Origin of the sequence: Sulfitobacter sediminilitoris, assembly GCF_010667575.1 — a bacterium.
GTDB classification, from domain to species: Bacteria; Pseudomonadota; Alphaproteobacteria; order Rhodobacterales; family Rhodobacteraceae; genus Sulfitobacter; species Sulfitobacter sediminilitoris.
The window spans coordinates 120,694-145,867 of sequence record NZ_JAABNT010000011.1 but is presented as its reverse complement, the minus strand read 5'-3'; the positions used below and the strand labels follow the sequence as shown (position 1 = coordinate 145,867).

General features: G+C 61.6%; 22 protein-coding genes. 8 read left to right on the top strand and 14 right to left on the bottom strand.

Annotation, left to right across the window (positions count from 1 at the left end):
- Position 1 precedes the first annotated feature (1 nt).
- From GV827_RS16775 to GV827_RS16760, 4 genes are all read left to right on the top strand, one after another.
- Complete coding sequence (locus GV827_RS16775; RefSeq protein WP_164354967.1) at positions 2–1,624, top strand: acyl-CoA dehydrogenase family protein; 1,623 nt, start codon at positions 2–4, stop codon at positions 1,622–1,624.
- Positions 1,625–1,725: 101 nt separating this feature from the next.
- On the top strand, positions 1,726–4,221 hold the full coding sequence (locus GV827_RS16770) for a GcvT family protein (protein WP_164354966.1): 2,496 nt from the start codon (positions 1,726–1,728) through the stop codon (positions 4,219–4,221).
- The gene (locus GV827_RS16765) at positions 4,184–4,996 is read left to right on the top strand and encodes a hypothetical protein (RefSeq protein ID WP_164354965.1); all 813 of its coding nucleotides are present in this window, start codon (positions 4,184–4,186) and stop codon (positions 4,994–4,996) included. The genes GV827_RS16770 and GV827_RS16765 overlap by 38 nt, the downstream gene beginning before the upstream one ends.
- A gap of 94 nt (positions 4,997–5,090) precedes the next feature.
- On the top strand, positions 5,091–5,465 hold the full coding sequence (locus GV827_RS16760) for a diacylglycerol kinase (protein ID WP_164354964.1): 375 nt from the start codon (positions 5,091–5,093) through the stop codon (positions 5,463–5,465).
- On the opposite strand, the gene GV827_RS16755 is transcribed toward GV827_RS16760, so the two are convergent.
- From GV827_RS16755 to GV827_RS16740, 4 genes are read right to left on the bottom strand one after another with little or no spacing between them, the layout of a single operon-like run.
- A complete protein-coding gene (locus GV827_RS16755; protein ID WP_204325938.1) occupies positions 5,462–6,250 on the bottom strand; it encodes a glycoside hydrolase family 25 protein in 789 nt (262 codons plus the stop codon). The genes GV827_RS16760 and GV827_RS16755 overlap by 4 nt on opposite strands.
- Complete coding sequence (locus GV827_RS16750) at positions 6,247–6,903, bottom strand: DUF938 domain-containing protein (protein ID WP_164354963.1); 657 nt, start codon at positions 6,901–6,903, stop codon at positions 6,247–6,249. The genes GV827_RS16755 and GV827_RS16750 overlap by 4 nt, the downstream gene beginning before the upstream one ends.
- On the bottom strand, positions 6,900–7,979 hold the full coding sequence (locus tag GV827_RS16745; protein WP_164354962.1) for an NAD(P)/FAD-dependent oxidoreductase: 1,080 nt from the start codon (positions 7,977–7,979) through the stop codon (positions 6,900–6,902). Before GV827_RS16745 ends, GV827_RS16750 begins: the two co-directional genes overlap by 4 nt.
- Positions 7,976–8,914: an aldo/keto reductase gene (locus GV827_RS16740; RefSeq protein WP_164354961.1), complete on the bottom strand. Its 939-nt coding sequence runs from the start codon at positions 8,912–8,914 to the stop codon at positions 7,976–7,978. Before GV827_RS16740 ends, GV827_RS16745 begins: the two co-directional genes overlap by 4 nt.
- Before the next feature lie 135 nt (positions 8,915–9,049).
- Between GV827_RS16740 and GV827_RS16735 the strand changes: the two genes are divergently transcribed.
- Complete coding sequence (locus GV827_RS16735; protein WP_164354960.1) at positions 9,050–9,445, top strand: hypothetical protein; 396 nt, start codon at positions 9,050–9,052, stop codon at positions 9,443–9,445.
- Here the strand turns inward: GV827_RS16735 and GV827_RS16730 are convergent.
- The gene (locus tag GV827_RS16730; RefSeq protein WP_164354959.1) at positions 9,442–9,954 is read right to left on the bottom strand and encodes a TetR family transcriptional regulator; all 513 of its coding nucleotides are present in this window, start codon (positions 9,952–9,954) and stop codon (positions 9,442–9,444) included. The genes GV827_RS16735 and GV827_RS16730 overlap by 4 nt on opposite strands.
- Before the next feature lies 1 nt (position 9,955).
- Complete coding sequence (locus GV827_RS16725; protein WP_164354958.1) at positions 9,956–10,564, bottom strand: glutathione S-transferase family protein; 609 nt, start codon at positions 10,562–10,564, stop codon at positions 9,956–9,958.
- 68 nt (positions 10,565–10,632) lie between these two features.
- Between GV827_RS16725 and GV827_RS16720 the strand changes: the two genes are divergently transcribed.
- On the top strand, positions 10,633–11,028 hold the full coding sequence (locus tag GV827_RS16720) for an ectoine synthase (protein ID WP_164354957.1): 396 nt from the start codon (positions 10,633–10,635) through the stop codon (positions 11,026–11,028).
- A 234-nt stretch (positions 11,029–11,262) separates the two neighbouring features.
- A complete protein-coding gene (locus GV827_RS16715; protein WP_164354956.1) occupies positions 11,263–11,562 on the top strand; it encodes a hypothetical protein in 300 nt (99 codons plus the stop codon).
- A 56-nt stretch (positions 11,563–11,618) separates the two neighbouring features.
- Here GV827_RS16715 and GV827_RS16710 read toward each other — a convergent pair whose 3' ends face one another.
- The 8 genes from GV827_RS16710 to xdhA all read right to left on the bottom strand — a co-directional run bounded on the left by GV827_RS16710 (position 11,619) and on the right by xdhA (position 21,332).
- Positions 11,619–12,698: a BMP family ABC transporter substrate-binding protein gene (locus GV827_RS16710; RefSeq protein ID WP_164354955.1), complete on the bottom strand. Its 1,080-nt coding sequence runs from the start codon at positions 12,696–12,698 to the stop codon at positions 11,619–11,621.
- A 49-nt stretch (positions 12,699–12,747) separates the two neighbouring features.
- Positions 12,748–13,668 carry an ABC transporter permease gene (locus GV827_RS16705; protein ID WP_164354954.1) on the bottom strand — a complete coding sequence of 307 codons (921 nt, stop codon included), beginning with the start codon at positions 13,666–13,668 and terminating at the stop codon, positions 12,748–12,750.
- Positions 13,669–13,683: 15 nt separating this feature from the next.
- The gene (locus GV827_RS16700; RefSeq protein WP_164354953.1) at positions 13,684–14,001 is read right to left on the bottom strand and encodes a hypothetical protein; all 318 of its coding nucleotides are present in this window, start codon (positions 13,999–14,001) and stop codon (positions 13,684–13,686) included.
- A complete protein-coding gene (locus GV827_RS16695) occupies positions 14,001–15,083 on the bottom strand; it encodes an ABC transporter permease (RefSeq protein ID WP_164354952.1) in 1,083 nt (360 codons plus the stop codon). Before GV827_RS16695 ends, GV827_RS16700 begins: the two co-directional genes overlap by 1 nt.
- 162 nt (positions 15,084–15,245) lie before the next feature.
- Positions 15,246–16,766, bottom strand: coding sequence for an ABC transporter ATP-binding protein (locus GV827_RS16690; protein WP_164354951.1), 1,521 nt, complete (start codon positions 16,764–16,766; stop codon positions 15,246–15,248).
- The gene (gene xdhC / locus GV827_RS16685) at positions 16,763–17,557 is read right to left on the bottom strand and encodes a xanthine dehydrogenase accessory protein XdhC (protein ID WP_164354950.1); all 795 of its coding nucleotides are present in this window, start codon (positions 17,555–17,557) and stop codon (positions 16,763–16,765) included. The genes GV827_RS16690 and xdhC overlap by 4 nt, the downstream gene beginning before the upstream one ends.
- A complete protein-coding gene (gene xdhB, locus GV827_RS16680) occupies positions 17,554–19,944 on the bottom strand; it encodes a xanthine dehydrogenase molybdopterin binding subunit (protein WP_164354949.1) in 2,391 nt (796 codons plus the stop codon). The genes xdhC and xdhB overlap by 4 nt, the downstream gene beginning before the upstream one ends.
- Complete coding sequence (gene xdhA, locus GV827_RS16675; protein ID WP_164354948.1) at positions 19,941–21,332, bottom strand: xanthine dehydrogenase small subunit; 1,392 nt, start codon at positions 21,330–21,332, stop codon at positions 19,941–19,943. The genes xdhB and xdhA overlap by 4 nt, the downstream gene beginning before the upstream one ends.
- Positions 21,333–21,607: 275 nt before the next feature.
- Here xdhA and dnaE point away from each other — a divergent pair, with 275 nt between their 5' ends.
- On the top strand, positions 21,608–25,144 hold the full coding sequence (dnaE, locus tag GV827_RS16670; RefSeq protein ID WP_164354947.1) for a DNA polymerase III subunit alpha: 3,537 nt from the start codon (positions 21,608–21,610) through the stop codon (positions 25,142–25,144).
- Positions 25,145–25,174 lie beyond the last annotated feature (30 nt).

The following is a 25,174-nucleotide window of genomic DNA, read 5'->3' as shown; positions in this document are numbered from 1 at the left end:
CATGCTGGGCGCACGCACGGATCTTGCAACCCATGAGGTGACCAACCAGCCGCCTGCGCGGGGGGATCTAGACCTGTGGTCAACGGATGTTGCGCTGCGTGAGAATGCGGAGCGTGGCGGCGCGGATGCGGCGGCGCTGGCAGATTACGGCAAGGCGATGGGCGCACAAGCCACGCGCGATGCCGGGCGGCAGGCCAACCGGCACACCCCGGAACTCAAGCTGTTTGACAGCGGCGGGCGGCGGCTTGACGAGGTGTCTTTCCATCCGTCCTACCATGACCTGATGCGCCTTGGCATCGGTGCCGGCTATTCCGCCATCGCCTGGGAAGGCGGGCAGGGCGGACATGTGGCGCACGCAGCAATGGTCTATCTCGCCTCTCAGGTTGAGCCGGGGCATTGCTGCCCGATGACGATGACGTATGCGGCAGTCCCGGCCCTTGCAGCCTCGGACGGGGTGCCTGCGGTCTGGCAAGAGAAGCTTGTGTCGCGGGAATATGACCCAAGCATAAAGCCCATCGCGCAGAAGGCAGGCGCGACGCTGGGCATGGCGATGACCGAAAAACAGGGCGGGTCGGACGTGCGCGCGAATAGCACGGTGGCGACGCGGGACGCGGAAGGCTGGCGGCTGACCGGACACAAGTGGTTTTGCTCGGCGCCGATGTCGGACGGATTCCTGACTTTGGCGCAGACCGGCAACGGGATCAGTTGCTTTCTGGTGCCGCGCTGGCTGGAGGATGGGCGCAATCCGATCCACATCATGCGGCTGAAGGATAAGCTGGGCAACCGGGCCAATGCCTCGTCCGAGATTGAGTATCACGGCACATTTGCCTACCTGCTGGGCGAGGAAGGGCGCGGGGTACAGACGATTATCGAGATGGTTCATCACACCCGGCTGGATACGGCGATGGCGCCCGCGGGCCTCATGCGCGTGGCGCTGGGCGAGGCGCACCACTGGTGCGCACACCGCACGGCATTTCAGAAACGCCTGATTGATCAACCGCTGATGGCCCGCGTGCTGGCCGATCTGGCGCTGGATTGGGAGGGTGCGCTTGCGCTGGGCCTGCGTGTTTCGCGGGCTTTTGACGGGACCGCACCGGAAGACCGTGCTTTTGCCCGGATCGCGGTCGCGCTGGCAAAGTTCCTGTCGAACAAGCGCTGCGGCTGGGTCATCGCAGAGGCGATGGAAGCGCTGGGCGGCATGGGCTATGTCGAGGACACGCCGCTGCCGATGCTCTACCGAGAGGCACCGCTGAACGGGATTTGGGAAGGGTCAGGCAATGTGATTTGCCTTGATATCCTGCGCACGCTTGGGCGCGAACTTGCGGCAGCAGAGGCGTTGCAGGCGGAACTGTCGACCGCCACCGGGACGAATGCGCGATTTGATGCGGCACTTAAACAACACCGCGACCGCTGGCCTGCCCTGCCGGAGGAGGCAGAGGCGCGCTGGTTCGCGGAGCGTACCGCGACCTTGCTGACGGCCGCGATCCTGATCCAGTCTGCGCCTGCTGCTGTTTCGGATGCCTATGTGGCCACCCGTGTCGCCGGGGAACGCGGTCAGATTGCAGGCGCGATCGGCGCTGTCGATACCGATGCCATCCTTGGACGGCTCGCAACAGCGCCCTGAGCGGCACAAGGTCGGTTTTCTGACATGACCTGTCGGACCTTGCGAGCGGATTTTCGCGCCGGGGACTAAAACGATCCCAAACGCGCAAAGGATTCTGTGACATGAAAACGCAAGTCAAAGCATTGGTCGTGGGCGGCGGTGCCGTGGGCACCTCGATTGCCTATCATCTGGCGAAAGCGGGCTGGGATGACGTCATGCTGCTTGAGCGGGACGAGCTGACCTCGGGCTCCACCTGGCATGCGGCGGGATTGCTGCCCTATTTCAACATGTCCTATGCGACGACCCACATCCACGACTATTCCATCAAGTTCTACAAGTCGCTTGAGGAAGAGACAGGGCTGAACGCCGGTTTCGCCGTGGTGGGCAACCTGCGCATGGCCCAGACGGATGAGCGCATGGATGAATACATGCTCTATGCCTCAACGGCTGAGACATGCGGCGTGCCCTACACCTTCATGACGCCGGATGAGATCAAGGCGAAATGGCCGCTGATCCGCACCGAAGACTTGAAGGGCGCGCTGTATCACCAGACCGACGGCTACATAAACCCCGCCGATGTGACGATGGCGATGGCCAAGGGCGCACGCCAGCGCGGCGTGATGATCGAGCGCAAGTGGCAGGCGGATGCGTTCCACTGGAACGGCGAGGCCTGGGAGGTGACCTGCACCAAGATGGCGGAGAAGGGCGGCAACCTCGTGCCGACCGAAGAGCAGATGGTGATCACCGCCGAACACGTCGTCACCGCAAGCGGTAACCACGCGCAGCGCACCGCGCAGATGCTGGGCATCAAGATGCCCGCGATCCCGGTGGAGCACCAGTTTATCGTGATGGATCAGGACCCCGAACTGGTGAAATGGCGCAAGGAGGATGGCAATCCTGAGCATCCCGTCATCCGCGACGCCGATGCGCAAAGCTATGTGCGCGAGGAACGCGGCGGCTGGATTTTGGGCGTTTATGAGAAAAATGCGCCCGCACGCTTCGAATACGGCGTGCCTGACAGCTTCCGTGCGGACCTGTTCCAGCTCGATCTGGAGCGGATCGAGGACCAGTATGCCGCGATGATCCATCGCGTGCCGTCCTGTGAGGAATGCGGCCTGAAGGATGATTTCAACGGCCCGATTTGCTATACGCCCGATGGCAACCCGCTGGTTGGGCCGGCACCGGGCCTGCGTAACATGTGGTTGGCCGAAGGGTTCTCCTTCGGGATCACGGCGGCGGGCGGCACCGGCTATTACCTTGCTCAATTGTTGGTCGAGGGCGAGGCCGAGATCGACATGGCATCGCTTGACCCCAAGCGCTATGGCGACTGGATGACGACCGAGTTTGCCGCGCGCAAGAACGAGGAAGCCTACGAACACGTCTACATCCTGCACCATCCGGATGAGGAACGGCCTGCCTGCCGTCCCTTGCGGACCTCGCCCGCCTACGACCGTCAGGCGGCCCGTGGTGCGCAGTTCGGCTGGGTGAATGGCTGGGAACGGCCCAACTATTTCGCGCCTAAAGGGTTCTCGGACCATGACAGCCGGTCTTTCCGCCGTGGTGGATGGTGGCAGTATGCCGTGGAAGAGGCCAAGGCGATCCGCGAGGGCGTTGGCCTGGTCGACGCGACAGCCTTTACCAAGCATCTGGTCAAAGGGCCGGGAGCGACCGCTTTCCTTGACTGGTTCACCTGCAACAAGCTGCCGTCGGTGGGCCGGATCAACCTGACCTATGCGCTGACCGGCGCAGGCACCACGCGCACGGAGTACACCATCGTGCGGTTGGCGCAGGACGAATACTACCTCGTCAGCGCGGGCGCATGGACCGCCTATGACAGCGACTACCTGCGCAAGGCGATTGAGGACAAGGCACCCGAGTTCGGCTATATCGAATGCCACGACGTGACCACGCAATGGGGTGTTTTCGCCATTGCAGGGCCCAAGTCGCGCGATGTGCTGAACGAGATCGTCAAGGATGCCGATCCGTCCACCGTTCTGAGCAACAAGCGTTTCCCGTGGCTGACCATGCGCAACATCGAACTGGGCATGTGCCCCGTCCGTGCGATCCGCGTGGCCTATACCGGAGAGCTGGGTTGGGAGCTTCACCACCCGATTGAGATGCAGAATTACCTGTTCGATCAGCTTGAGAAAGCAGGTGAGCCGCACGGTATGAAGCTGGTCGGCGCACGCGCACAGAACTGGCTGCGTCAGGAGAAATCCTATCGCGCCTTTGGCACTGAACTGGGCCGCGATGCCACGCCGCTTGAGGCCGACCTGCCGCGCTTTGTCGATCTGAACAAGGACTTTCACGGCAAACAGGCGATGGCCGATCACGGGATCAACGCGAAATGTGTGACTGTCCTGATCGACGGGCCAGATGACGCTGACCCTTGGGGGCGCGAAGTGTTGTACGTGGGCGATGAGCGCACAGGCCGCCTGACCTCGGGTGGCTATTCCGTTGCGTTCGGCAAATCCATCGGCATGGGCTATGTGAAGCCGGACCATGCCGTGGTAGGCCAAAAGCTGAAGGTCAAGATGTTTGACCAGCTTTGGGACGCCGAGATTGTGGAGGACAGCCCCTATGATCCGAAAAACGAACGCATCCGGATCGACGGGTAACATGTTCCGCGCCGTCCCTCTGATCGGGGCGGCGCTTTGTCTTGCGCTGGCGTTGTGGGTGGCGCGGTCAGCGGATGATCCGCTGACACATACTGCGCAGAGTTACGCTGCCGATATTGCGACCAAGGCGGCGGCCACCTATGTGACCCTGCGTGCGCTGAACGCCGTTCTGTCAACTGCGCAAGAATTCGAGGTCGGCGTCACCATCATCGCATCGGGCACCGCCCAGCCGCTCAAGATACTGGAGCCGGTGGATGACACGATCGAACGGATTGCCGGGCTGGTCTTTGGGATCATGGTGGCAACCGGGGTTCTGGCCGTGGCGCTGGGGCCGGTAAGTGCTGTCGGTCTGACGCTATTGGGGCTTGGTCTGGTAATCGCCGCATTCAGCGCGCGGCGCATGATGTCACGACGTCTTGCGTGGTACGGCGGATTTCTGGGCCTTGCCTTGCCGTTGGGGCTGACGCTGGCCGCGCCTTTGGCCGGGTTCCTGACGGAAACCACCTACCAGCGCAATCTGGCTGTTGTGACGGAGATCACGCAATCGGTGGGCGGGACGAATATCGTCGAAGGTGAGCAGGTCGCCGACCTTGGTCTGAATGACTATCGCAAAATCGGCACCAATGTCTGGCAGCGTGCGGATGAGCTGATCAGCGGGCTGGTCGCGATGTTCGGTGTCTATGTCTTTCGCATCTTTATTCTGCCGTTGCTTTTGATCGGTGGCATGTTCTTTGCAGTCCGGTCGCTCGCACGGGGCGCACCCGGTCAGGCCTGAGCCGCGCAAACCTGCAACGCCGCACCAGTTTGTGCGCAGAGAAGGCTAGGATCGCCTGACGCCGACGCATACGGTGGCGCCAGAAGGAGACACCATGGCAAACCAGCCGCTTATAGGGATCGCCCGGCTTGCTGCCGCATGGCGCAATTCCCGTGCCGGATTTCGCGACATCTGGCAGGGTGAGGAAGCGTTTCGTATGGAAATGATCCTCTGGATCGTTTCCATCCCGGTTGCCTTCGTCCTTGCGGACAGCGTGTTTCAGGCCGCAATTCTGATCGCCGCGGGGCTGCTGCTATTGATTGTCGAGGTACTGAATTCCGCCATCGAAGCGGTGGTGGACCGCATCGGTGCTGAACGCCATGACCTGAGCCGGATGGCCAAGGACCTTGGATCACTTGCCGTGCTGCTGGCGTCAATGCTGCTGGGTTTGCTCTGGCTGGCCGCGCTCTGGCAGTGGGTCTTTGCCTAACGCGCCCGGCGGATCACCCAATCGTTCCAGTCGGCGCGGCTGCCGTTAAACGCATTCAGATCAACCTCGCCCGTGATGCCGGGAATGATGCCGGTGGCCGAGTATTGCCAAAAGCGCCAGGACTGGCCCGGATAAGCCTCGCGCGGGGTCTTGGCCGTGGTGCGCAGCCAGAACTCATAACCTCGGAACCGGTGCAGACCGTTGTCCTCGTAGAATTTCGGCGTGGTATAGATGATCGGCCGCTGGCCATAATGCGCCTCGACCAGACGGAGCCAGACACGCATCTGACGACGTACTTCTGCCGCTGGGGGCCTGACCGTGGCGCAGGTGGGGGAAAACGGGTTCCACTCCATGTCCAGCACCGGGGGCAGGCTGCCCGGCACGCGCGGTACGTTGCGGATGAACCAGCGTGCCTGCACGTCCGCCGCAGTGCAGAAGTAATAAAAGTGATAGGCCCCGCGCCAGACGCCTGCGCGGCCCGCACCGCGCCAGTGGTCCTTGAACTTGGGGTCCAGCAGATCGCCGCCCTCGGTCGCCTTGATGAAGGCAAAGTTCACGCCGTTGGCGCGGGCGATGTTCCAGTTGACGGTGTTCTGGAATCGTGCGGCGTCGATCCCGTGAACCGCAAATCGCGTGGGTTTCGGATTGACGAAATCCACTGGATCCGCGTCGCGGAAGTTGGGCGCGAAAAGTACGCCGGGTTCAGCGGGTGGTCGATCTCCGCCGCCGCCACAGGCAGCGAGGGCAAGCAGGCAAAGACCGATGAGCGCGCGTTTCAATGTCATGGTGCGGGCTTGCGTGCGACGAAGGCGAGGTTGTTGGCGGGCATCTCATGTGGGGCATCGACGCGCAGTCCGGCGTTCTCCAGCCAGCCTGTCATGTCGAAGGTATCCTTGTAGGCGATCGCCGGATCAGCACGGCGCAGCTGCGCGTCAAACCATTTGTCGCCGTCGCTGGTCAGCACCCCTTCGCGCGAAAACGGACCGTATAAGACCAGCACGCCGCCAGATGCCAGCGCCTGCGCGGCCTCTGCGATCAGCGTCAGCGCCTCGTTCTTACCGATCAGGTGCAGCAGGTTGATCAGCAGGATCATGTCCTTGGGGCCGTGGTTCGTGGACCATCCAGCCTGTGTCGCATCCAGATGCAGGGCGGGGGCCACATTGTCGAGCCGGGCGTCGGCCACATAGGCGTCAATGCTGCGCCGTCTGTCCGGATCGATATCGGTGGGATGCCAGCGTAGCCTCGGCATTGCTGCGGCAAACGCGCTGACATGCTGGCCGGTCCCGCTTGCGATCTCAAGTGCGGTGCCCTGCGCGGGGGCTACTTGCGCAAGAAACGCAGTGATAGCGGCAGCATTGCGTGCGGCTGCGGGGGCATGAAGCTTTGCGCCTTCCACGGCCTCAGGAACGCTTGCGGTCGAGGGCAGCGTGCGGGTCATTCCCGCAGCCTGTCGGGGGTCAGCTGGGCCACGATATGATCGGGCAATTCAGGGTTGCGTCCCATCGTCAAGTCCGCCACCAGTTGCGATGCGGCAGGTGAGGTTTGAAACCCATAGCCACCCTGACCGGCAGACCAGATGAAATCAGGATCTTGCGGATCGGGGCCCAGCACCAGCGCCCGGTCGGGTGAAAAGCTCCGCAGCCCTGCCCAGGAGGCCAGCATGCGCGTGACCGGAACCGTTACCATCGCCTCGTAGCGTGCGATGCCTTCGGCCAGCGTCATGTCATCGGCCCAGGCATCGTGCGGCTCAACCGGGTCTTCGTCTGCGGGGGAGACGATCAGCGCACCCGCATCGGGCTTGGCATACCATGTCTCGCCCACGCCAAAGAACATCGACCAGTTGCGCACGTCATGGCCGTCTGGTGCCTGAATGCGTGCCATGGACCGCCGATGCGGGATGATGCCAAGGGGGGCGATGCCAGCCATCTTGGCGACATTATCCGCCCATGCGCCCGCGGCATTGACCACCTTGGGCGCGTTATAGGTGCTGTCGCCCGCAACTACCTGCCAACCGGTCCCAGTCCGACTGATGGCCGTGACGGGGGATTTTGTAACGACCTCTCCGCCGTTTGCCCGGATCAGCCGGATGAAATCCTGCATCAGCCGGTCTGTATCAATGTCGAACGCATCCGCGTGATATCCCGCAAAGGCCAGCCGGTCGCGGTTCAGGATCGGCACAAGTTCCAACGCCCGATCAAGGCTGACTTCATCCGCGCCCAGCGTCTCGGCATCGGTTTCAAACGCCGGCCGCTCATCCGCCTGCGCAAGTATGAGAAAGCCGCGCTGGGTCAGGTATCCACCGTTGGCTTCAAAGAGATAGGACTTGCTGGCGGTATTCAGAGCCACGGTGCTGGGCAGTCCATAGTTTTCCTCGTACAGCGCAGCAGAACGGCCGGAGGCGTGATACCCGGTGCTGGATTCCTGTTCCAGCACGGTGACCTTTGCGTCGGCAGACAACTGTGCCGCCGCTGACAACCCGGCGATGCCGCCTCCTATGACGATGATATCGGTCAACTTTGTTCTTCCAGCCGGTCCGTCGCTGGCGGCGGCGTGGTCGACAGGGCCGTGATGCGTTCATAGAGCGCTGGCGACATCTCAAAGGTCAGTGCATCCAGCGATGGTTGTAACTGTTCGAGTGACCGGCCCGAGATGATCGGGCTAGGCCCGGTGGGGTGCCCGGCGGCCCATGCCACGGCTAATGTCGCGGGATACACGCCGATTTCGGCCCCCAGCGCGGTCAGGTCTGCGGCTGTCTTATGCATCGCTTCGACCCCGTATCGCGCCGCATAGCGGTCATCCTCGGACAAGCGCCCCGCGCCGCCCAGAGCGTATTTGCCTGTCAGCAATCCACCGCCGAGCGGTGAATAGGGCGCAACCAGAATGCCCAGATCATCAGCCATATCCAGGATTTCGACCTCGGCCTGCCGTTTCACCAGATTGTACATCGGCTGGATCACCGCAACGCTCAGATCAAATTTGGCTGCGATATGCGCCGCCTTGACAGTCTGCCACGCGGAAAAGTTGGACAGGCCGATGTACCGGATGTGGCCCTTGTTCTTGAGATCCGCGAAGGCCTCGAAGCTTTCGTGCATATCCGTTTCGGGATCAAAGCGGTGCAGATACAGCACGTCGAGCGTATCCAGCTTCATCCGCTGCCGTGAGGTTTCAGCGGTCGTCAGGATGTTTTCGCGCGTCGCCCCGCCAGAGTAGGCGGCCTTGGTTGCGATGATCAGGTCGTCGCGCCGACCGCCCAGAAACGATCCCAGCAGAGTTTCCGACGCGCCCTCGGTATAGATGTGGGCGGTATCAAAATGGGTGATGCCCGCCTCGACACAGGCCTCGAACATCGCGCGCGACTGTACCTCGTCGGCGCGGCCCCCGAATTGCATGGTGCCAAAGGCAAGGCGGCTGGCGGGTACGCCGCTGGGGCTGGTGAGAGTCTGTTTCATACATCGATTGGTGCCATGCTGCGCAAACCGGCGCAATCGGGCAGGGGCAAAAATTCGCCAATTCGCGGGATTGTAGCGAACGCTACAATAGACTATAAAAGTTTGTAGCATTTGCTACATAAAAGGGAAAAGCTCATGACACATCCTAATATCAGGCTGAGCCAGCCACAGATCGTCGTATTTCTTCTTTATGGGGTTGCTGGATGGTTTGCTGCCGCCATGTTGCTCCGATTTCTGGGCCCAACCGGAATTTATGAAGGCGGTCTGCGCTTGCTGACCTACCTGCTGATCATCCCCGGCACGGTGCCGGTGGTTTGGTTGGCAGGAAAACTTGCAAAGGCGCAGCCCGGGCAGCTTTTCATCGGCTTTTCCCTCAGTTCTGCCATGGCAACGCTCTGCGACGGTATTGCGCTGGCGTGGTCTCCTGCGCTTTACGGTGCGACGATTGAATTGCACGCTGGCGCCGGTGCGATGATACTTTGGGGTATCGGGGTCGGCATCTTTCTGGGTTACGTGATGGACCGGGCCTAGATCAGCTCGCGCACCAGATCCTGCATGCCGACGCTTTTCAGAACGATCACGCCTTCCAGCCCGATCATGATCTCGGTCGCTTCCTTGCGGCGCAGGTCGGGATCAGAGGTGGCAAGCTGACTGTCGATCCACTGGTGAAAGCCGCGCCCAAGCGCCTGACCAACCTGTACAAAGGCCGGTTCCTGTCGCGCTGCCCGCGCTGCCAGATCAAGCCACAGCCGCAGAAACGGCCAGATCTCATCCGATAATACCACTGCATCCAACTGGGCATGCAGTGCATCCTTGCGCAGCTTCTTTTCAGTCCGCTGTGCCTCAAGTGCGGCGGTCAGTTGCCTGGCCAAGAGGCCTAGCGTTTCGGAAATGATCTGATCCTTGTCCTTGAAATAATACAGCAGCATCCGGTCGCTTTGATCCGCCGCCTTGGCCATCGCGCGAAGCGATGCCGCTTCAAGACCTTCCGACAGAATAAAGCCTGCGATACGCTCAAGGATGGCGTCGCGCTTGCTCACCTCAGCAGTTACCTTGCTCCACTGCGCGTTGGTAGGCCGGCCGCGCCTGCATTTCCTTGACAAAAGACGCGAGCGCCGCGAAGTCATCCGCACGTCCCATGCGTATGGCAATTTCGGCCGGGAAGCTCAGCATGATGTCCGCCGCTGAAAGCTGATCCATCACGAAGTGTCCTGATGGCCGCAAAAGCCCGTTCATATAGCTGAAATGACTGTCGAGTTCCCCTTGAATGCGCGGGTGCAGGGGGGCACCGGCCTCGCCCAGACGACCCACGTAGAGGTTCAGCAGAATTGGCGTCATGGCCGAGCCTTCGGCGAAATGCGTCAGTTCCAGATGACTGATATAGGCGTCGGTGCCCAGATCCGGGATCATCTGGGGCGCAAAGCGCTGGCACAATACCTCGACGATCGCGCCGCTTTCCGTAATCAGCCGCCCGTCAAGTTCGATCATCGGCGACTTGCCCAAAGGATGGATGTGCAAGAGCTCTGGCGGGGCGAGGTTGGTCACGGAGTCGCGCTCGTAATGGACGACATCGTAGGGCTCTCCGATTTCCTCCAACAGCCAGAAAATACGGTGCGAGCGGGAGCGGTTCAGGTGATGGAGTTTGATCATGGCAATGGCTTTCCTTGCTAGGTTCGTGCCAGTCTATCTTGTGCGGCGACAAAGGAAAGGCAGCGACGATGATCATTCAGGACAAGGCTGACCTCAAGGGCACAAAGCGCGATGCGTCCGGGCCGGGGTGGACGTCGCTGCTGCTTCTCGTGCGCTCTGACGGAATGGGGTTTTCCATGACCGAAACGCAGGTTCTGCCGGGGGCGGTTCTGCAACTGCACTACAAGCACCATGTTGAGGCGTGCTATTGCATCGCGGGCGAGGGGACGGTTGTCGAGGTGGAAACCGGTGCGCGCCACGATATACGCCCCGGTGTCCTTTATGCGCCGAATGCCCATGACCAGCACGAAGTTCATGTGCCATCAGACGGGCAGGCCCTCCGGCTTGTCTGCGTCTTCTCTCCCGCGCTTGAAGGGACCGAGGTCCATGGACCCGATGGCAGCTATCCGCACCCAGACGCCTGACACACCGACAGGCCCTCTGAAATCAGGTTTCATGCACAGCCATGACAAAGATCAAAACGCGGTTGTGATCGCAGGGTAAAATTCCTGCATGTTTCACCACGCTCTGCCGCTGCGGAGCCTTCAGATTTTTGATCCGCGATGAATGCCGCGGTGCGCCGGATGCAGATATGTGTACCAGAAAATGCAGCCGATCCGCGCGCGACCTGTACTTTGCGGTCCCAAAGGAGAACGCCAATGATGCGCCTAATCACCACCATCGTTTTCGCTGCTGTGCTGGCAGGATGCACGGTGCAGACCAATGCAACACGCACTGGCCCCTCCGGCATTGAGATCCGGCTCGTCGATGGACAGAACTGTTATCTGAACCGGTGCTTTTACTATAACCGCGCCCGCAACAGGGTGCAGATCCAGGGCCGTATCTGGGTGCGCGCAGGAAGCGTCGGACCCTACGTCAGCCCCGCGACTTTCCAGACCATGTATCTAAAAGCCCTCAGGGCGCCGGAGCGTGGCAGCGGACGCAGCAGTCGCCGCTAAAAAGAAAGGCCCCCGCCTGAACGGCGGGGATCCTCATCACTCGAAGCCGTGACCGCTTATTGCGGGATGTCGCCCTCAATCCCTTCGACATAGAAGTTCATGCCGGCCAGCGTGCCATCATCGGCGGTCTCGCCTTCGGCAAGGAAGGGTGTGCCGTCCTGCTTGTTCAGCGGTCCGGTAAAGGCGTGGTATGATCGGTCGGCAAGCGATGCCTTCAGCGCCAGCGCTTCTGCCTTCACGTCCGCAGGTACCGCATCGGAAATCTCACCGATGCCGACCATGCCAGCACCGATACCGTCCCAGGTGTCCGTGCTTGTCCATGTGCCATCCATCACCGCCTTGGTGCGTGCGATGTAGTAAGGTGCCCAATCGTCAATGATCGAGGAAACCCGTGGGAACGGCGCGTACTGGCTCATGTCAGAGGCCTGACCAAAGGTCACGACGTTGCCCGCTTCCTGAGCGGCCGCCTGTGGGGCCGTGGAATCGGTGTGCTGCAACACGACGTCAGCACCCTGTTCGATCAGAACCTTGGCCGCATCCGCTTCTTTTGCCGGATCAAACCATGTGTAGGCCCAGACGATTTTGAACTGAACGTCGGGGTTCGCCTTGCGCGCGTGAATAAAGGCAGAGTTGATGCCACGGATCACTTCGGGGATCGGGTAGGAGCCGATGTAGCCGATGATGTTCGACTTGGTCATCTTGCCCGCGATGTGGCCCTGAATAGCGCGGCCTTCGTAGAAACGTGCCGAATAGGTGCTCACGTTGTCCGCGCGCTTGTATCCCGTCGCGTGCTCGAACTTCACATCCGGGAATTTCTTGGCGACATTGATTGTCGGGTCCATGTAGCCGAAGGACGTGGTAAAGATCAGGTCGGCACCGTCCAGCGCCATCTGCGTCATCACACGCTCACTGTCGGGGCCTTCGGCCACGGATTCAACAAATACTGTTTCGACCTTGTCGCCGAATTCTTCCTCGACCGCCAGGCGGCCCTTGTTGTGCTCATACGTCCAGCCGCCATCGCCGATAGGACCGACAAAGACAAAGCCAACCTTGGTTTTTTCGTGGCCGTCGGCCATTGCCGTTGTGGCCAGACCCAGTGCGAGCGCCGCACTTGTCAGCAGTTTGGTGAGTTTCATTTCATTCCCCATGATGTCGCCCTTGACCGGGCGTTTGCAGATTTGGCCCCTAGCTTGAGGCGTGGAAAGTCCGGCCAAGACATGCCGGTGCGGCAGACTTGTCCCGGCTCAGGATCACCAGAACGATGATCGTGATCAGATAGGGCGACATTGCCAGATACTCCACCGGAATAGCAACGCCTGCGCCCTGCAGATTGAGCTGTAGCTGCGTGATGCCGCCAAAAAGATAGGCACCCAGCAAGAGCCGCCAGGGCTTCCAACTGGCAAAGACCACCAGCGCCAGCGCGATCCAGCCGACACCGGCGGTCATCCCTTCGGTCCACTGTGGCACGCGAATGAGACTGATGTAGGCACCGCCCAGCCCTGCACAGGCCCCGCCGAACATGATGGCCAGCGTGCGGATGCGCACGACCTTGTAGCCGAGCGCATGCGCCGCGTCGTGGCTTTCCCCAACCGCGCGCAGGATCAGACCCGCACGGGTGAATTTCAGGACGGCCCAAGTGGCGGCGACCAGCGCGATGCCGAGGTAGAGGATGATGTCGTGGGTAAACAGGATAGGCCCGACGACGGGGATATCCGCCAGCGGGCCGAAGTTGATATCGGGCAGACGCGGCGGCTTGATCCCGACATAGGATTGGCCCAGAAGCGCCGACAGGCCCAGCCCGAAAAGCGTGAGCGCAAGACCGGAAGCGACCTGATTGGCGAGCGCGACTTGAGTCAGGAAGACAAAAAGCAAGCTCAGCACCGCCCCCCCGACAGCAGCGGCAGCAAATCCCAACATGGGGGATCCTGTCTCTACCGCCGTCGCAAAGCCACAGATCGCCCCGGTGATCATCATCCCCTCGACGCCCAGGTTCAGTGTGCCCGATTTTTCGACCACCAGCTCTCCGATGGCGGCAAAGATCAACGGCGTCGCGGCGACAAGGAAGCCTGCAACAAAGAGGATCGGGTTGATGGCGGAAAGGTCCATGTTTCAGCCTTCCATTCAGTAATAAAGGGAGATCGGTGTGGCTATCGCGCAGCTCAACGCGAAAGCGGCGACCTTGGCGTGAGCATAGGGCGTAATCGGTTCCTGTTTCGGATTATCCTTGTCAGGTTTTCTGAGTGTGTCTTTCGCTGTTTCAAAAAACCATTCCAGAATGATCTCTGCAAAGAAATATGCTGCTCCGACAATTAATGCACCGAGACCTACCAAGAGCGGCAGGCTCGCAATCCCAACAATAAATGGGAATAAGAATCCGACGACAGCGAAAAGCAGAATATAGAGCAATTGCCTGCCCGGGATAGACGTAAGCCACTCCATCACGCCACCTCCGACCGGCCAAACCGCAGCCGGTAGTTCGTCAGCACATCCAGCGCCAGCAGGAAGAACAACAGCATTCCCTGAAACACCTGTATTGCTGCCGCAGGCAGGCCAAGGTTGGACTGCGCGATGTCCCCGCCGATGTAGGTCAGCGCCATCAGCAATCCGGCCAGCAGGATGCCCACCGGATGCAACCGGCCCAGAAACGCCACGATGATCGCGGTAAACCCGTAGCCGACGTTGAAATCAATCGTCACCTGACCCGCTGGGCCAGAGACTTCGAACATGCCTGCCAAACCTGCCAACAACCCAGACATGCCAAGACAGAACAACACCAGCCGCGTCGGGTTCACACCGGAAAACCGGGCCGCGCGCGGTGCCTCGCCGGTCACACGGATGGCGAATCCAAGGCGATGCTTGGTCAGCAACACATAAGCAAGGATCACCGCAACCATCGCGGCCACCACGCCCCAATGCATGCCCGATCCCTCAATCAGGTCCGCGTTGAAAGCGCTTGGATACTGCTGCAAATTCCGCGATCCCGGAAAGCCGAAACCTTCGGGGTTTTTCATTAATCCCAATGCCATAGACGGCAGAAACTGTTCCGCCACGTATACCATCATCAGCGAAACCAGAATTTCGTTGGTCCCGAATTTGACCTTCAGAAATGCCGGGATCATCGCCCAAATCCAGCCGCCCAGCGCCCCCGCCAGGACCATCAACGGAAAGACGTAGAAGGCCTCAAGCGGGTAAAAAGCCAACCCGACGCCCGCGCCGAAAAGTGCGCCCATGATGTACTGGCCTTCCGCCCCGATGTTCCAGATGCCCGCCTTGAACCCAAGGCTTAGACCGATGGCGATCAGCACCAGCGGCGCCCCTTTGATCAGCAGTTGCGGGCGGTAGAAGAACGCGTATTGACCAAAAAGCGGATCCCAGAAGATCGTCTTGATCGCCACAAGCGGGTCCTTGCCAAGTGCTGCAAACAGCAACCCGCCAAAAACCATGGTGGCGATCACCGCTAACACAGGCGTGGCAAGCGAAAACGCGCGGCTCGGCTGCGGGCGTTTCTCAAGCGCAATCACGTGGCCACCCCCGCTTCATCTTTCCAATACAATTCACGACGCGACCGCTGCCACGGACGGGCCTCCAGCGCAGGCCATCCCGCCCGCTGCCAGCCCTCTGCAGGAACGTGCCCGGGCATCCCGCAAGACTTCTGTCCCCCACGCGCCGCTGCCGACCTCCGCTCAGACATGAGCCACCTCCATTCCGTGTGCACCGCCCATCATCAGCCCGATTTCTTCGACCGTCAGGCCCTGCGCCGGGCGCGGGGCGGACAGCCGCCCCTCGTTCAGTGCGGCGAAGCGGTCCGAGATCTCCATCAACTCATCAAGGTCTTGGGAAATCACCACAAGTGCTGTCCCGTTTTCCGCCAGATCAAGCAGCGCCTGCCGGATCGCCGCAGCGGCAGAAGCGTCGACGCCCCAGGTTGGCTGGTTCACCACCAGGAGATCGGGACGCTGCAGCACCTCGCGCCCGATGACGAATTTCTGCAGGTTTCCGCCCGACAGGGATCGCGCGGCGTTGCCGGGGCCGGGGGTGCGTACGTCGAAGGTTTCGATGATCTTCTCGGCAAAGCGCTGTGCCGCCCCCCAGTCCAGCAACCCGCCTTTTTCCAGCCGTTCCCGTGCGGCTGCCGTCAGCATCGCGTTCTCGGTGAGCGACATATCAGGTGCCGCCGCATGGCCCAGACGTTCTTCGGGCGCACTGAGAATACCCATTGCACGGCGCGGCGTTGGCCCCAAAAGGCTTACATCGCGCTCCTTGAAAACGATCATGCCGGGGCTTGTCAGCATCTCACCCGACAGCGCGGCCAGCAATTCGTCCTGTCCGTTGCCCGCTACACCGCCAATGCCGATAATTTCGCCTGCCCGGACTTCGACATTGATGTCGCGCAGGGGCATCCCGAAGGCGCTGGGCGATTGGGCGGAAAGACCCTTGAGTTCAAGTACCACGTCACCGGGTGTTTTGCCCGCTCGTGTCGGCGTTTGCAGCAGTTTGCCCACCATCATCTCGGCCATGTCGCGGGCCGAGGTCTCGGCTGGCGTGCATTCGCCCACCACCTTGCCCAACCGCAGGATCGTGGCACTGTCGCAAAGCGCGCGAATTTCTTCGAGCTTATGCGAGATATAAAGGATCGCGGTGCCTTCGGCGCTCAACTTACGAAGGGTTTTAAAAAGGATTTCAACCTCTTGCGGGGTCAGCACCGATGTCGGTTCATCCATGATCAAGAGCTTGGGTTCCTGCAGCAGACAGCGGATGATCTCGACCCGCTGGCGTTCACCGGCAGACAGATCACCCACTACGCGATCGGGGGACAGCGGCAGACCGTAGGTGTCCGAGACGTGCCTGATCTGCTGGCTGAGGTCGCGCAGCTTGGGGGCGTTCTCCATTCCCAGCGCGATATTCTCGGCCACGGTCAGCGCATCAAAGAGCGAGAAGTGCTGGAACACCATGCCCACGCCAGCCGCCCGTGCCGCACGGGGTTCGGCGGGGGCGAAAGGGACGCCGAACATCTGCATGCTGCCTGCATCCGGCTTCACCAGCCCGTAGATCATCTTGACCAGCGTGGATTTGCCCGCGCCGTTCTCTCCCAGCAGCGCATGCACCTCGCCGGGCTGAATGCTTAGCGAAACGTCATCGTTGGCGATGACGCCGGGATAGGCTTTGGTCAGGCCCTTGAGGTCGAGGAGGGGTGTTTCAGTCATCCGAGGGCCACTTGTTTCTGCAGCGCACTATCGGCCACGTTCCTTGTCATGCGCAAGAGTGCTGTCGCGGTGGAATGGGCGATTTCATCGGGATGTTTGCCCTCTGCCGGGTCTCCGATGGGGCAGGTGACGCGTTGAGGATCAAGACGCATGCCGCGCAGGCGTTTTTGAAAACGGGCCCACTTGGTGGCTGAGCCGATGAGGCCACATGAGGCGAAGCCACGTTTGAGCAGGGCGGCGCAGAGGGCAAGGTCAATATCATGGGAGTAGGTAAAGATCAGATGGTGCGCCGCGCGTGGCGCATGGGCTGCAAGGCGCGGCATATCGGCGGTGGGAATAGTCGCGACCGCGTGTGGTACGTCTTGCGGAAAGCGGTCCGCTGCGCTGTCAATCCATGTGATGTCGAAGGCCTGCGTAGGCGCGAGGCTGCGGACTACGGCGCGGCCCACATGGCCTGCGCCCCAGAGCCAGAGGTCCCCGCCATGGCCCCGCACCAGCGCCGGGTCGATCCTCTTTGCCCCGACGGCATCGGCAGGTTTGCGCCCCCGGCTATAGCGCAGGCTGACCGCGCCGCCGCAACACTGGCCCAGACCCGGACCCAGCGGCAGCGTCTCCTCGAAACATGTCTGAGCTTCAACCAGCATCCGGCGTGCCGTGGCGATGGCCCGATGCTCAAGCGCGCCGCCGCCGATGGTGCCTTCGCTGCCATGCGCCGTGACACACATCACGGTGCCCGCATCGCGCGGGGCAGAGCCTTGGGTGGCAGTGATCTCAATGCTGATTACACTCATGCGCGTGTCCGTCCGATGGCGGCCAGCACCGCCTCTGCCGTGGCGGGCGCCTGCAAATCGCCATAGCCCGGTCCGCAGGCCGCAACAGCGTCCGAGAGGGCGGAAAAGGCCGAGATGCCCAGCATGAACGGCGGCTCGCCCACCGCCTTGGACCGATAGATGGTCTGCGCCGGGTTGGGCTGGTCCCAGAGGGCGACGTTGAAAACATCCGGCCGGTCCGAACAGGCGGGGATCTTGTAGGTCGATGGTGCATGGGTGCGCAGCACGCCCTTGTCGTCCCAGACCAGTTCCTCGGTCGTGAGCCAGCCTGCGCCCTGCACGAAGCCGCCCTCGATCTGGCCGATGTCGATGGCGGGGTTCAGGGAGGTGCCCGCGTCATGCAGAATGTCGGTGCGCAGGATTCGGTTCTCACCGGTCAGCGTGTCCAAGACGACCTCGGTGCAGGCGGCGCCATAGGCGAAGTAGAAGAACGGGCGGCCCTTGCCGGCGATCCGGTCCCATTCGATGTCCGGTGTCTTGTAAAATCCCGTGGCCGAGAGCGATACGCGGTTTTCATAGGCCGAGGTGGCGGCCTGGGCAAAGGTGATCTCTTGGCTGCCAATCCGGACCATGCCGTCGGCAAAGGTGATGTCGCGGGTCTGATAGAATTCGGCAAGGAGCTCTTCCATCCGCTTTCGGATTTCATCGCAGGCGTTCTTCACCGCCATGCCGTTGAGATCAGAACCAGAGGAGGCGGCGGTGGCTGAGGTATTGGGGACCTTGGCGGTATCGGTGGCAGTGATCTTGATGGCCTCGACAGGTACGCCAAAGCGGGCGGCGGCCACCTGCGCCACCTTCTGGAACAGTCCCTGTCCCATCTCGGTGCCGCCGTGGTTCAGGTGGATCGACCCGTCCTGATAGACATGCACCAGCGCCCCCGCCTGATTAAGGTGGGTCAGTGTGAAGGAGATGCCGAATTTCACGGGGGTCAGCGCGATGCCCCGTTTCAGAATGGGTTGCGCCGCGTTCCATTTGGCGATGGCGGCGCGCCGGGCCGCATAGTCCGCCATTTGGCTCAATCGATCGGTGAGCGCGTTTATGATGCAGTCGGTGACAGGCTGATGGTAGGGGGTTGTTTGTACGTCTTCGGGCGGGGTCGGGATCTGATCTGGCCGGGCAGCCTCTGCGCCGCGCGAGGCGCTGTCGCCCTTGGCGTTCCGGACGGGCCGAGGTTCCGGCGTTGCGGGAGCAGTGTCCTCTGGCATGCGATCGGCGTAGTAGTTGCGGCGGCGCACCTCAAGCGGATCGAGCTTCAAGGTTTGCGCCACGTGATCCATGATCTTTTCGATGCCCACCATGCCTTGCGGGCCACCAAATCCCCGAAACGCCGTGGCGGACTGCATATTGGTGCGCAGCCGGTGCGAGGTGATGCGGATGTTATCGAGGTTGTAGGCGTTATCCGCATGCAGCATCGCGCGGTCCGCCACCGGGAGCGAGAGATCCTGCGCCCAGCCGCAGCGGGTGTAATGGGTGACCTCCAGCGCGGTGATCCGGCCATCGGGCTCGAAGCCGACTTTGTAATCAATGCGAAAATCATGGCGCTTGCCGGTGATGATCATGTCATCGTCGCGGTCATAGCGTATCTTGCAGGGTTTTCCGGTCAGCTGCGCTGCCACTGCACAGGCCACGGCCAAGGCGTTGCCCTGGCTTTCCTTACCGCCAAACCCGCCGCCCATGCGCCGTGTCTCGACCCGGACAGCGTGCATCGGCCTGCCGATGGCATGGGCGACCTTGTGCTGGATTTCCGTCGGATGCTGGGTCGAGGAGTGGACCGTCATGTCGCCCCCCTCTTGCGGGAGGGCGAGGGCGGCCTGACCTTCGAGATAGAAGTGTTCCTGCCCGCCCATGAAGAGTGAGCCGGTGAGCGTCTGGCGGGCGCTTTGCAGCCCCTTGGATGCATCGCCTTTTTGATAGATGCGCGGGCTATCCTCGAACCGGGCGTCGGCAGCAAAGGCGTCCTCGATAGTGAGGACGGGGGAGGTTTCGGCGATCTCTACACGGGCCTGCCGCGCGGCGAAACGGGCCGCAAGGTGCGATGTTGCGATGACAAGAAAGAGAGGCTGCCCCGCGTAATGCACGGTTCCCGTAGCGAGCAGGGGTTCGTCATGGGCCGAGGGGGAGACATCGCAGTCGTTGGGCAAGTCGGTGGCTGTGAGAACGTGAACCACACCGGGCGCATTCTTGACCGCGTCTAAGTTCATCGTGGTGATGTTGCCAGCAGCGACAGGGCTGGTGCCGAAGGCGATGTGCAGAGTGCCCGGTGGCGTCGGAATGTCATCGGTATACCGTGCGGCGCCTGTGACATGGAGTGTGGCCCCATCATGCGGGAGGGGCTTGGCGATGCTCATGGGGTCACCTCGAGCACGTTAGTCGCCGTGCCGGACAGGTCATGGAAATAGCGCAGCAGCATGTTCTGGGCGCTCTGCATCCGGTAGGCGGCGGAGGCACGCATGTCGGACAGGGGCTCGAAGTCCCGTTGCAAGGCGGTCATGGCGGCGCGGAAACTGTCTTCGGTGAAGGGCTGGCCTGTCAGCGCGGCCTCGGCGGCGGCGGCGCGTTTGGGCGTGCCTGCCATGCCGCCGAAAGCGATGCGGGCGCCGGTGATGCTACCTCCCTCGCGGGTGAGGGAAATGCAGCCGCAGACGGCGGAAATGTCCTGATCAAACCGCTTGGAGAGCTTGTAGCAGCGCAGGCTGTCCGGTTGCCGCGGCACGGTGATGGCTTCGACGAATTCGCCGGGGGCGCGGTCCTGCTTGCCGTAGGCGATGAAGAAATCCTCAAGCGGGATGCTCCGGCGGCTGTCGCCGTGACGCAGGTGCAGACGTGCATTCAACGCGATCAATGCGGGGGGGCTGTCACCAATGGGGGAGCCATTGGCGATGTTGCCGCCGATGGTGGCCGCGTTGCGCACCTGCACGGACCCGTAGCGCCGGATCATGGCGGCAAAGGAGGGATGATAGGGGGCGATCGCTGTCTCAACCTCGGTCAGCGTGGTCATGGCACCGATGCGAAGTGCGTCCTGCGTGACGGTGACCCCGTTGAGATCGGCGCAGCGGTTCAGGAAGGCCACGGGGCCGAGCGGGCGAAACTGTTTGGTGACCCAGAGGCCCACGTCGGTGGCCCCGGCGATGAGGGTCGCATCGGGATTTTGCGCGTACCAGGCTGCCAGTGCGTCGGCACTGCCCGGTTGAACGGGAGAATGGGGACCAGCCCCCGTCGCCGGAGGCGACTCCCCCGGAATTGTAGAGGAAAGATGAAGCAGGTGGGACGGCACGGGCTGGCTGGCGGTTGCCTCGGCGGCACGGATGATCGGAGCATAGCCCGTGCAACGGCATAGATTGCCGGACAATTGTGTGTCGTGGTCGGTGGCACCATTGAGATGGGCCGTGGCCATGGAGACGACGAAGCCCGGCGTGCAGAAGCCGCATTGGCTGCCATGGTGGTCGATCATCGCCTGCTGTGCGGGATGCAGTTTGCCGTCCGGTGCTGCCAAGCCTTCGACCGTGGTGACATGTGTGCCGTTCACCTGTGGCAGGAACAGGATGCAGCCGTTCAGCGCCCGAGACCCGCTGTCGTCCGTCACCATCACCGTGCAGGCGCCGCAGTCGCCCTCGTTGCAGCCTTCCTTGGTGCCGGTCAGATGACGATCTTCGCGGAGCCAGTCGAGCAGGGTTGTGGTAGGGGAGACGCCCTTCAGCGCCACGGTCTCTCCGTTGAGAAGAAACGTGATGTCCATGTCAGTCCCGCCGCGGTACCAGGTCTGCCGGTTATGCGGCGCGTTCGATGCGGCGTAGAACGCGGCGCAGGCATGAGTGCAGGCAGGCTAGTCAGTGGCAGGGGGGGCTGGCAAGTACAAATCGGCGTGACAGGGCGTGCGGGTAACCCGCGGGTTACCTGCGAGGGAGATTTTAACTATTGTTACCCAGTGGATAATAGTGACGTGATCGCTTTTCGGGCAATGGGCTTCGTAGCGCTCTGGCGGCGTGTGGGGACGCAGGATAAGGTCTGGGTATGAAGCATGATCCCCGATTCATCCACCTGCGCACCCATTCCGAATACTCTCTGCTGGAAGGGGCGTTGCGCCTGAAAAAACTACCGCAGATGTGTCTCGATGCGGGCATGCCCGCGCTTGCGCTGACGGATACCAACAACATGTTTGCCGCGCTGGAGTTCTCTGTTGCGATGGCAGGTGCCGGGGTGCAGCCGATCATGGGCTGTCAGGTTGATCTGGCCTATCTTGCCGTCCAGCCGGGGGAACGGCCCAAGGACCCGGCACCGGTGGTGTTGCTGGCGCAATCGGAAACCGGGTACGAAAACCTGATGAAGCTCAACACCTGCCTGTATGTCGACAAGGGCGGGCAGCTGCCGCAGGTGACGTTGGACGAGCTGGAGGCGCATGCGGCAGAGGTGATTTGCCTGACCGGCGGGCCGGATGGCCCCGTTGGACGGCTGTTGCGAAACGGGCAGAGGCCTGCGGCGGAGGCGTTGATGACGCAGCTGAGCGCCTGCTTTGGGGATCGGCTGTACGTCGAACTGCAGCGCCATCCGGGTGAGGACGGACAGCCAGAAGCAGAACGGCTGACAGAGCGTGGTTTTGTTGAAATGGCCTATGCCATGGACCTTCCGCTGGTGGCCACCAATAATGTCTATTTCCCCAAGTCTGACATGTACGAGGCGCATGATGCGCTGATCTGCATCGCGGAAGGTGCCTATGTCGATCAGCAGGATGCGCGCCGCAGGCTGACGGCGCAGCATTATTTCAAGTCCGAAGCGGAGATGGTGGCGCTGTTTGCGGATTTGCCCGAAGCCATTGAGAACACGGTGGAGATCGCGCGGCGGTGTGCCTTCATGGCGTACCGGCGCGATCCGATCCTGCCCAGGTTCGCCGATGACGAGGTGGCGGAACTGCGACGGCAGGCGCAGAATGGGCTGAAGGCCCGGCTTGCAATCATTCCGCATGCCGCATCCGTTGAAGAATACGAAAAGCGGCTCGAATTCGAGCTGGGGATCATCGAGGGGATGGGCTTTCCCGGCTATTTCCTGATCGTTGCTGATTTTATCAAGTGGGCCAAGGATCAGGGCATACCGGTGGGGCCGGGACGCGGATCGGGTGCGGGCAGCCTTGTGGCCTATGCGCTGCTGATCACCGACCTTGATCCGCTGCGTTATTCGCTGCTGTTCGAGCGGTTTTTGAACCCCGAACGGGTGTCGATGCCTGACTTTGACATCGACTTTTGCATGGACCGGCGCGAGGAAGTGATCCGTTACGTGCAGGAGAAATATGGCCGCGACAAGGTGGGGCAGATCATCACCTTTGGTGCGCTTTTGTCCAAGGCGGCGGTGCGCGACATCGGGCGGGTCTTGCAGATGCCGTATGGGCAGGTGGACCGGTTGTCCAAGATGATCCCGGTGGAGGGGGTCAAACCGGTGTCGATTGAAAAGGCGCTGGCGGATGAGCCGCGGCTGCGGGAAGAGGCCAAGAACGAGGAGGTTGTGGCGCGGTTGTTGGAATACGGCCAGCAGGTCGAAGGCTTGCTGCGGAACGCATCGACCCACGCCGCCGGTGTGGTGATCGGGGACAGGCCGCTGGATCAGCTTGTGCCGCTCTACCAGGATCCGCGCTCTGACATGCCTGCGACCCAGTTCAACATGAAGTGGGTCGAGCAGGCCGGATTGGTGAAGTTCGACTTTCTCGGACTGAAAACGCTGACGGTGATCCAGAACGCGGTTGATCAGATCAAGGCGTCGGGGCGGCACCTGCACATCGCGGCGGACGGTACGGAACTCTTCAGTCCGCCCGAAGGTCTGCTGGACGATATCGCGACGATCCCGCTGGATGACGAGGCGAGTTACAAGCTTTATGCCTCGGCCAAGACGGTGGCGGTGTTCCAGGTGGAAAGCTCGGGCATGATGGATGCCCTCAAGCGCATGAAACCGACCTGTATCGAGGATATCGTGGCCCTTGTGGCGCTCTACCGTCCCGGCCCGATGGAAAACATTCCGACCTATTGCGAGGTCAAGAACGGCCAGCGCGAGCGTGAATCCGTGCATCCGTCGATCGACCATATCCTTGAAGAGACCCAAGGCATCATCGTCTATCAGGAACAGGTGATGCAGATCGCGCAGGTCATGGCGGGATACAGCCTTGGCGGTGCGGACCTGCTGCGCCGGGCGATGGGTAAAAAGATTGCCGAGGAAATGGCCAAGGAACGTCCCAAGTTCGAAAAGGGCGCCATGGAAAACGGGGTGGACAAGAAAAAGGCCACCGAGGTTTTCGACCTTTTGGAGAAATTCGCCAACTACGGTTTCAACAAGTCCCACGCTGCGGCCTATGCGGTGGTCAGCTATCAGACAGCTTGGCTCAAGGCGAACCATCCGGTCGAGTTCATGGCCGGGGTTATGAACTGCGATATTCATCTGACCGACAAGCTGGCGGTTTATTTCGAGGAAGTACGCAAGCGTCTCGAACTGCCGTGGGTGCCGCCCTGCGTGAACCGGTCGGATTCCACGTTCAAGGTGGTGGACGGGGCGCTGGTCTATGCCCTCGGTGCGCTCAAGAACGTGGGCGTCGAGGCGATGAAGCTGATCACCGAGGGGCGTAAGGTCGAGGGCGTGGAAAAGCCCTTTGCCACGCTCTTTGATCTTGCACGGCGGGTGGACCTGAAACGGGTTGGCAAGCGGCCGCTGGAGATGCTGGCGCGGTCGGGGGCGTTCGATCAGCTTGATCCGAACCGGCGGCGCGTGTTTCAGGCGCTGGACAGTCTGGTCAGCTATTCCGCGGCGATTCATGAACAGAAGGCGTCCAATCAGGTGTCGCTGTTCGGGGAAGCCGGGGACGATTTGCCGGAACCGCGGATGATGCCCTGCGATGACTGGCTGCCAGCGGAACGGTTGACCGAAGAATTCAAGGCGGTCGGGTTCTATCTGTCAGGCCATCCGCTGGATGATTATATGACTCCGCTCAAGCGAAAGTGGGGGCGCGATACCGGCGTGCCGTTCCTGACGCTGGATGAGTTGACCGGCAAGGTATCTGAACGCGGCGCGATGAATGCGCGGCTGGTGGGCGTGGTGGCCGGGCGGCAAGAGCGCAAGTCGGCGCGTGGCAACCGGTTTGCTTTTGCACAGCTGTCTGACCCGACCGGGGGATACGAGGTTACGCTGTTCTCTGACACGCTTGAGGCGGCGCGGGATCACCTTGAGACCGGATCAAAGGTTGTTGTCACCGTTGAGGCGACGATGGAGGCCGATCAGCTGAAGTTGCTGGGCCGCTCGGTAGCTCCTGTTGATATGGCGGTGGCGGATGTGGGCGGCGTGGGGCTGCGGGTCTTTATTGATGCACCGCAGGCGATTGCGGCGGTGGCGGATGTGCTGGAAGGGGCGCGCAGTGCGGCCAAATCCGCCGGACGCGGGCCGGTGCAGCTGTGCCTGATGGATCCGGCGCTGCCTGGAGAGGTCGAGGTTGATCTGGGAATGGAATTCCCGGTCACGCCACAAATCAAGGGCGCGATCCGGTCCTTGGGTGGTGTGCTGGAAGTCGAAGAGATCTGAGCGTATTCCGGCGTGTCCCGATGGCTTGCC

Excerpts from the sequence above, each read along its gene's own strand:
- GV827_RS16775 (WP_164354967.1), top strand. The coding sequence starts at position 2 with ATGCTGGGCGCACGCACGGATCTTGCAACCCATGAGGTGACCAACCAG.
- GV827_RS16770 (WP_164354966.1), top strand. The coding sequence starts at position 1,726 with ATGAAAACGCAAGTCAAAGCATTGGTCGTGGGCGGCGGTGCCGTGGGC.
- GV827_RS16765 (WP_164354965.1), top strand. The coding sequence starts at position 4,184 with ATGATCCGAAAAACGAACGCATCCGGATCGACGGGTAACATGTTCCGC.
- GV827_RS16760 (WP_164354964.1), top strand. The coding sequence starts at position 5,091 with ATGGCAAACCAGCCGCTTATAGGGATCGCCCGGCTTGCTGCCGCATGG.
- GV827_RS16755 (WP_204325938.1), bottom strand. The coding sequence starts at position 6,250 with ATGACATTGAAACGCGCGCTCATCGGTCTTTGCCTGCTTGCCCTCGCT.
- GV827_RS16750 (WP_164354963.1), bottom strand. The coding sequence starts at position 6,903 with ATGACCCGCACGCTGCCCTCGACCGCAAGCGTTCCTGAGGCCGTGGAA.
- GV827_RS16740 (WP_164354961.1), bottom strand. The coding sequence starts at position 8,914 with ATGAAACAGACTCTCACCAGCCCCAGCGGCGTACCCGCCAGCCGCCTT.
- GV827_RS16735 (WP_164354960.1), top strand. The coding sequence starts at position 9,050 with ATGACACATCCTAATATCAGGCTGAGCCAGCCACAGATCGTCGTATTT.
- GV827_RS16725 (WP_164354958.1), bottom strand. The coding sequence starts at position 10,564 with ATGATCAAACTCCATCACCTGAACCGCTCCCGCTCGCACCGTATTTTC.
- GV827_RS16720 (WP_164354957.1), top strand. The coding sequence starts at position 10,633 with ATGATCATTCAGGACAAGGCTGACCTCAAGGGCACAAAGCGCGATGCG.
- GV827_RS16715 (WP_164354956.1), top strand. The coding sequence starts at position 11,263 with ATGATGCGCCTAATCACCACCATCGTTTTCGCTGCTGTGCTGGCAGGA.
- GV827_RS16710 (WP_164354955.1), bottom strand. The coding sequence starts at position 12,698 with ATGAAACTCACCAAACTGCTGACAAGTGCGGCGCTCGCACTGGGTCTG.
- GV827_RS16705 (WP_164354954.1), bottom strand. The coding sequence starts at position 13,668 with ATGGACCTTTCCGCCATCAACCCGATCCTCTTTGTTGCAGGCTTCCTT.
- GV827_RS16700 (WP_164354953.1), bottom strand. The coding sequence starts at position 14,001 with ATGGAGTGGCTTACGTCTATCCCGGGCAGGCAATTGCTCTATATTCTG.
- GV827_RS16690 (WP_164354951.1), bottom strand. The coding sequence starts at position 16,766 with ATGACTGAAACACCCCTCCTCGACCTCAAGGGCCTGACCAAAGCCTAT.
- xdhC (WP_164354950.1), bottom strand. The coding sequence starts at position 17,557 with ATGAGTGTAATCAGCATTGAGATCACTGCCACCCAAGGCTCTGCCCCG.
- xdhB (WP_164354949.1), bottom strand. The coding sequence starts at position 19,944 with ATGAGCATCGCCAAGCCCCTCCCGCATGATGGGGCCACACTCCATGTC.
- xdhA (WP_164354948.1), bottom strand. The coding sequence starts at position 21,332 with ATGGACATCACGTTTCTTCTCAACGGAGAGACCGTGGCGCTGAAGGGC.
- dnaE (WP_164354947.1), top strand. The coding sequence starts at position 21,608 with ATGAAGCATGATCCCCGATTCATCCACCTGCGCACCCATTCCGAATAC.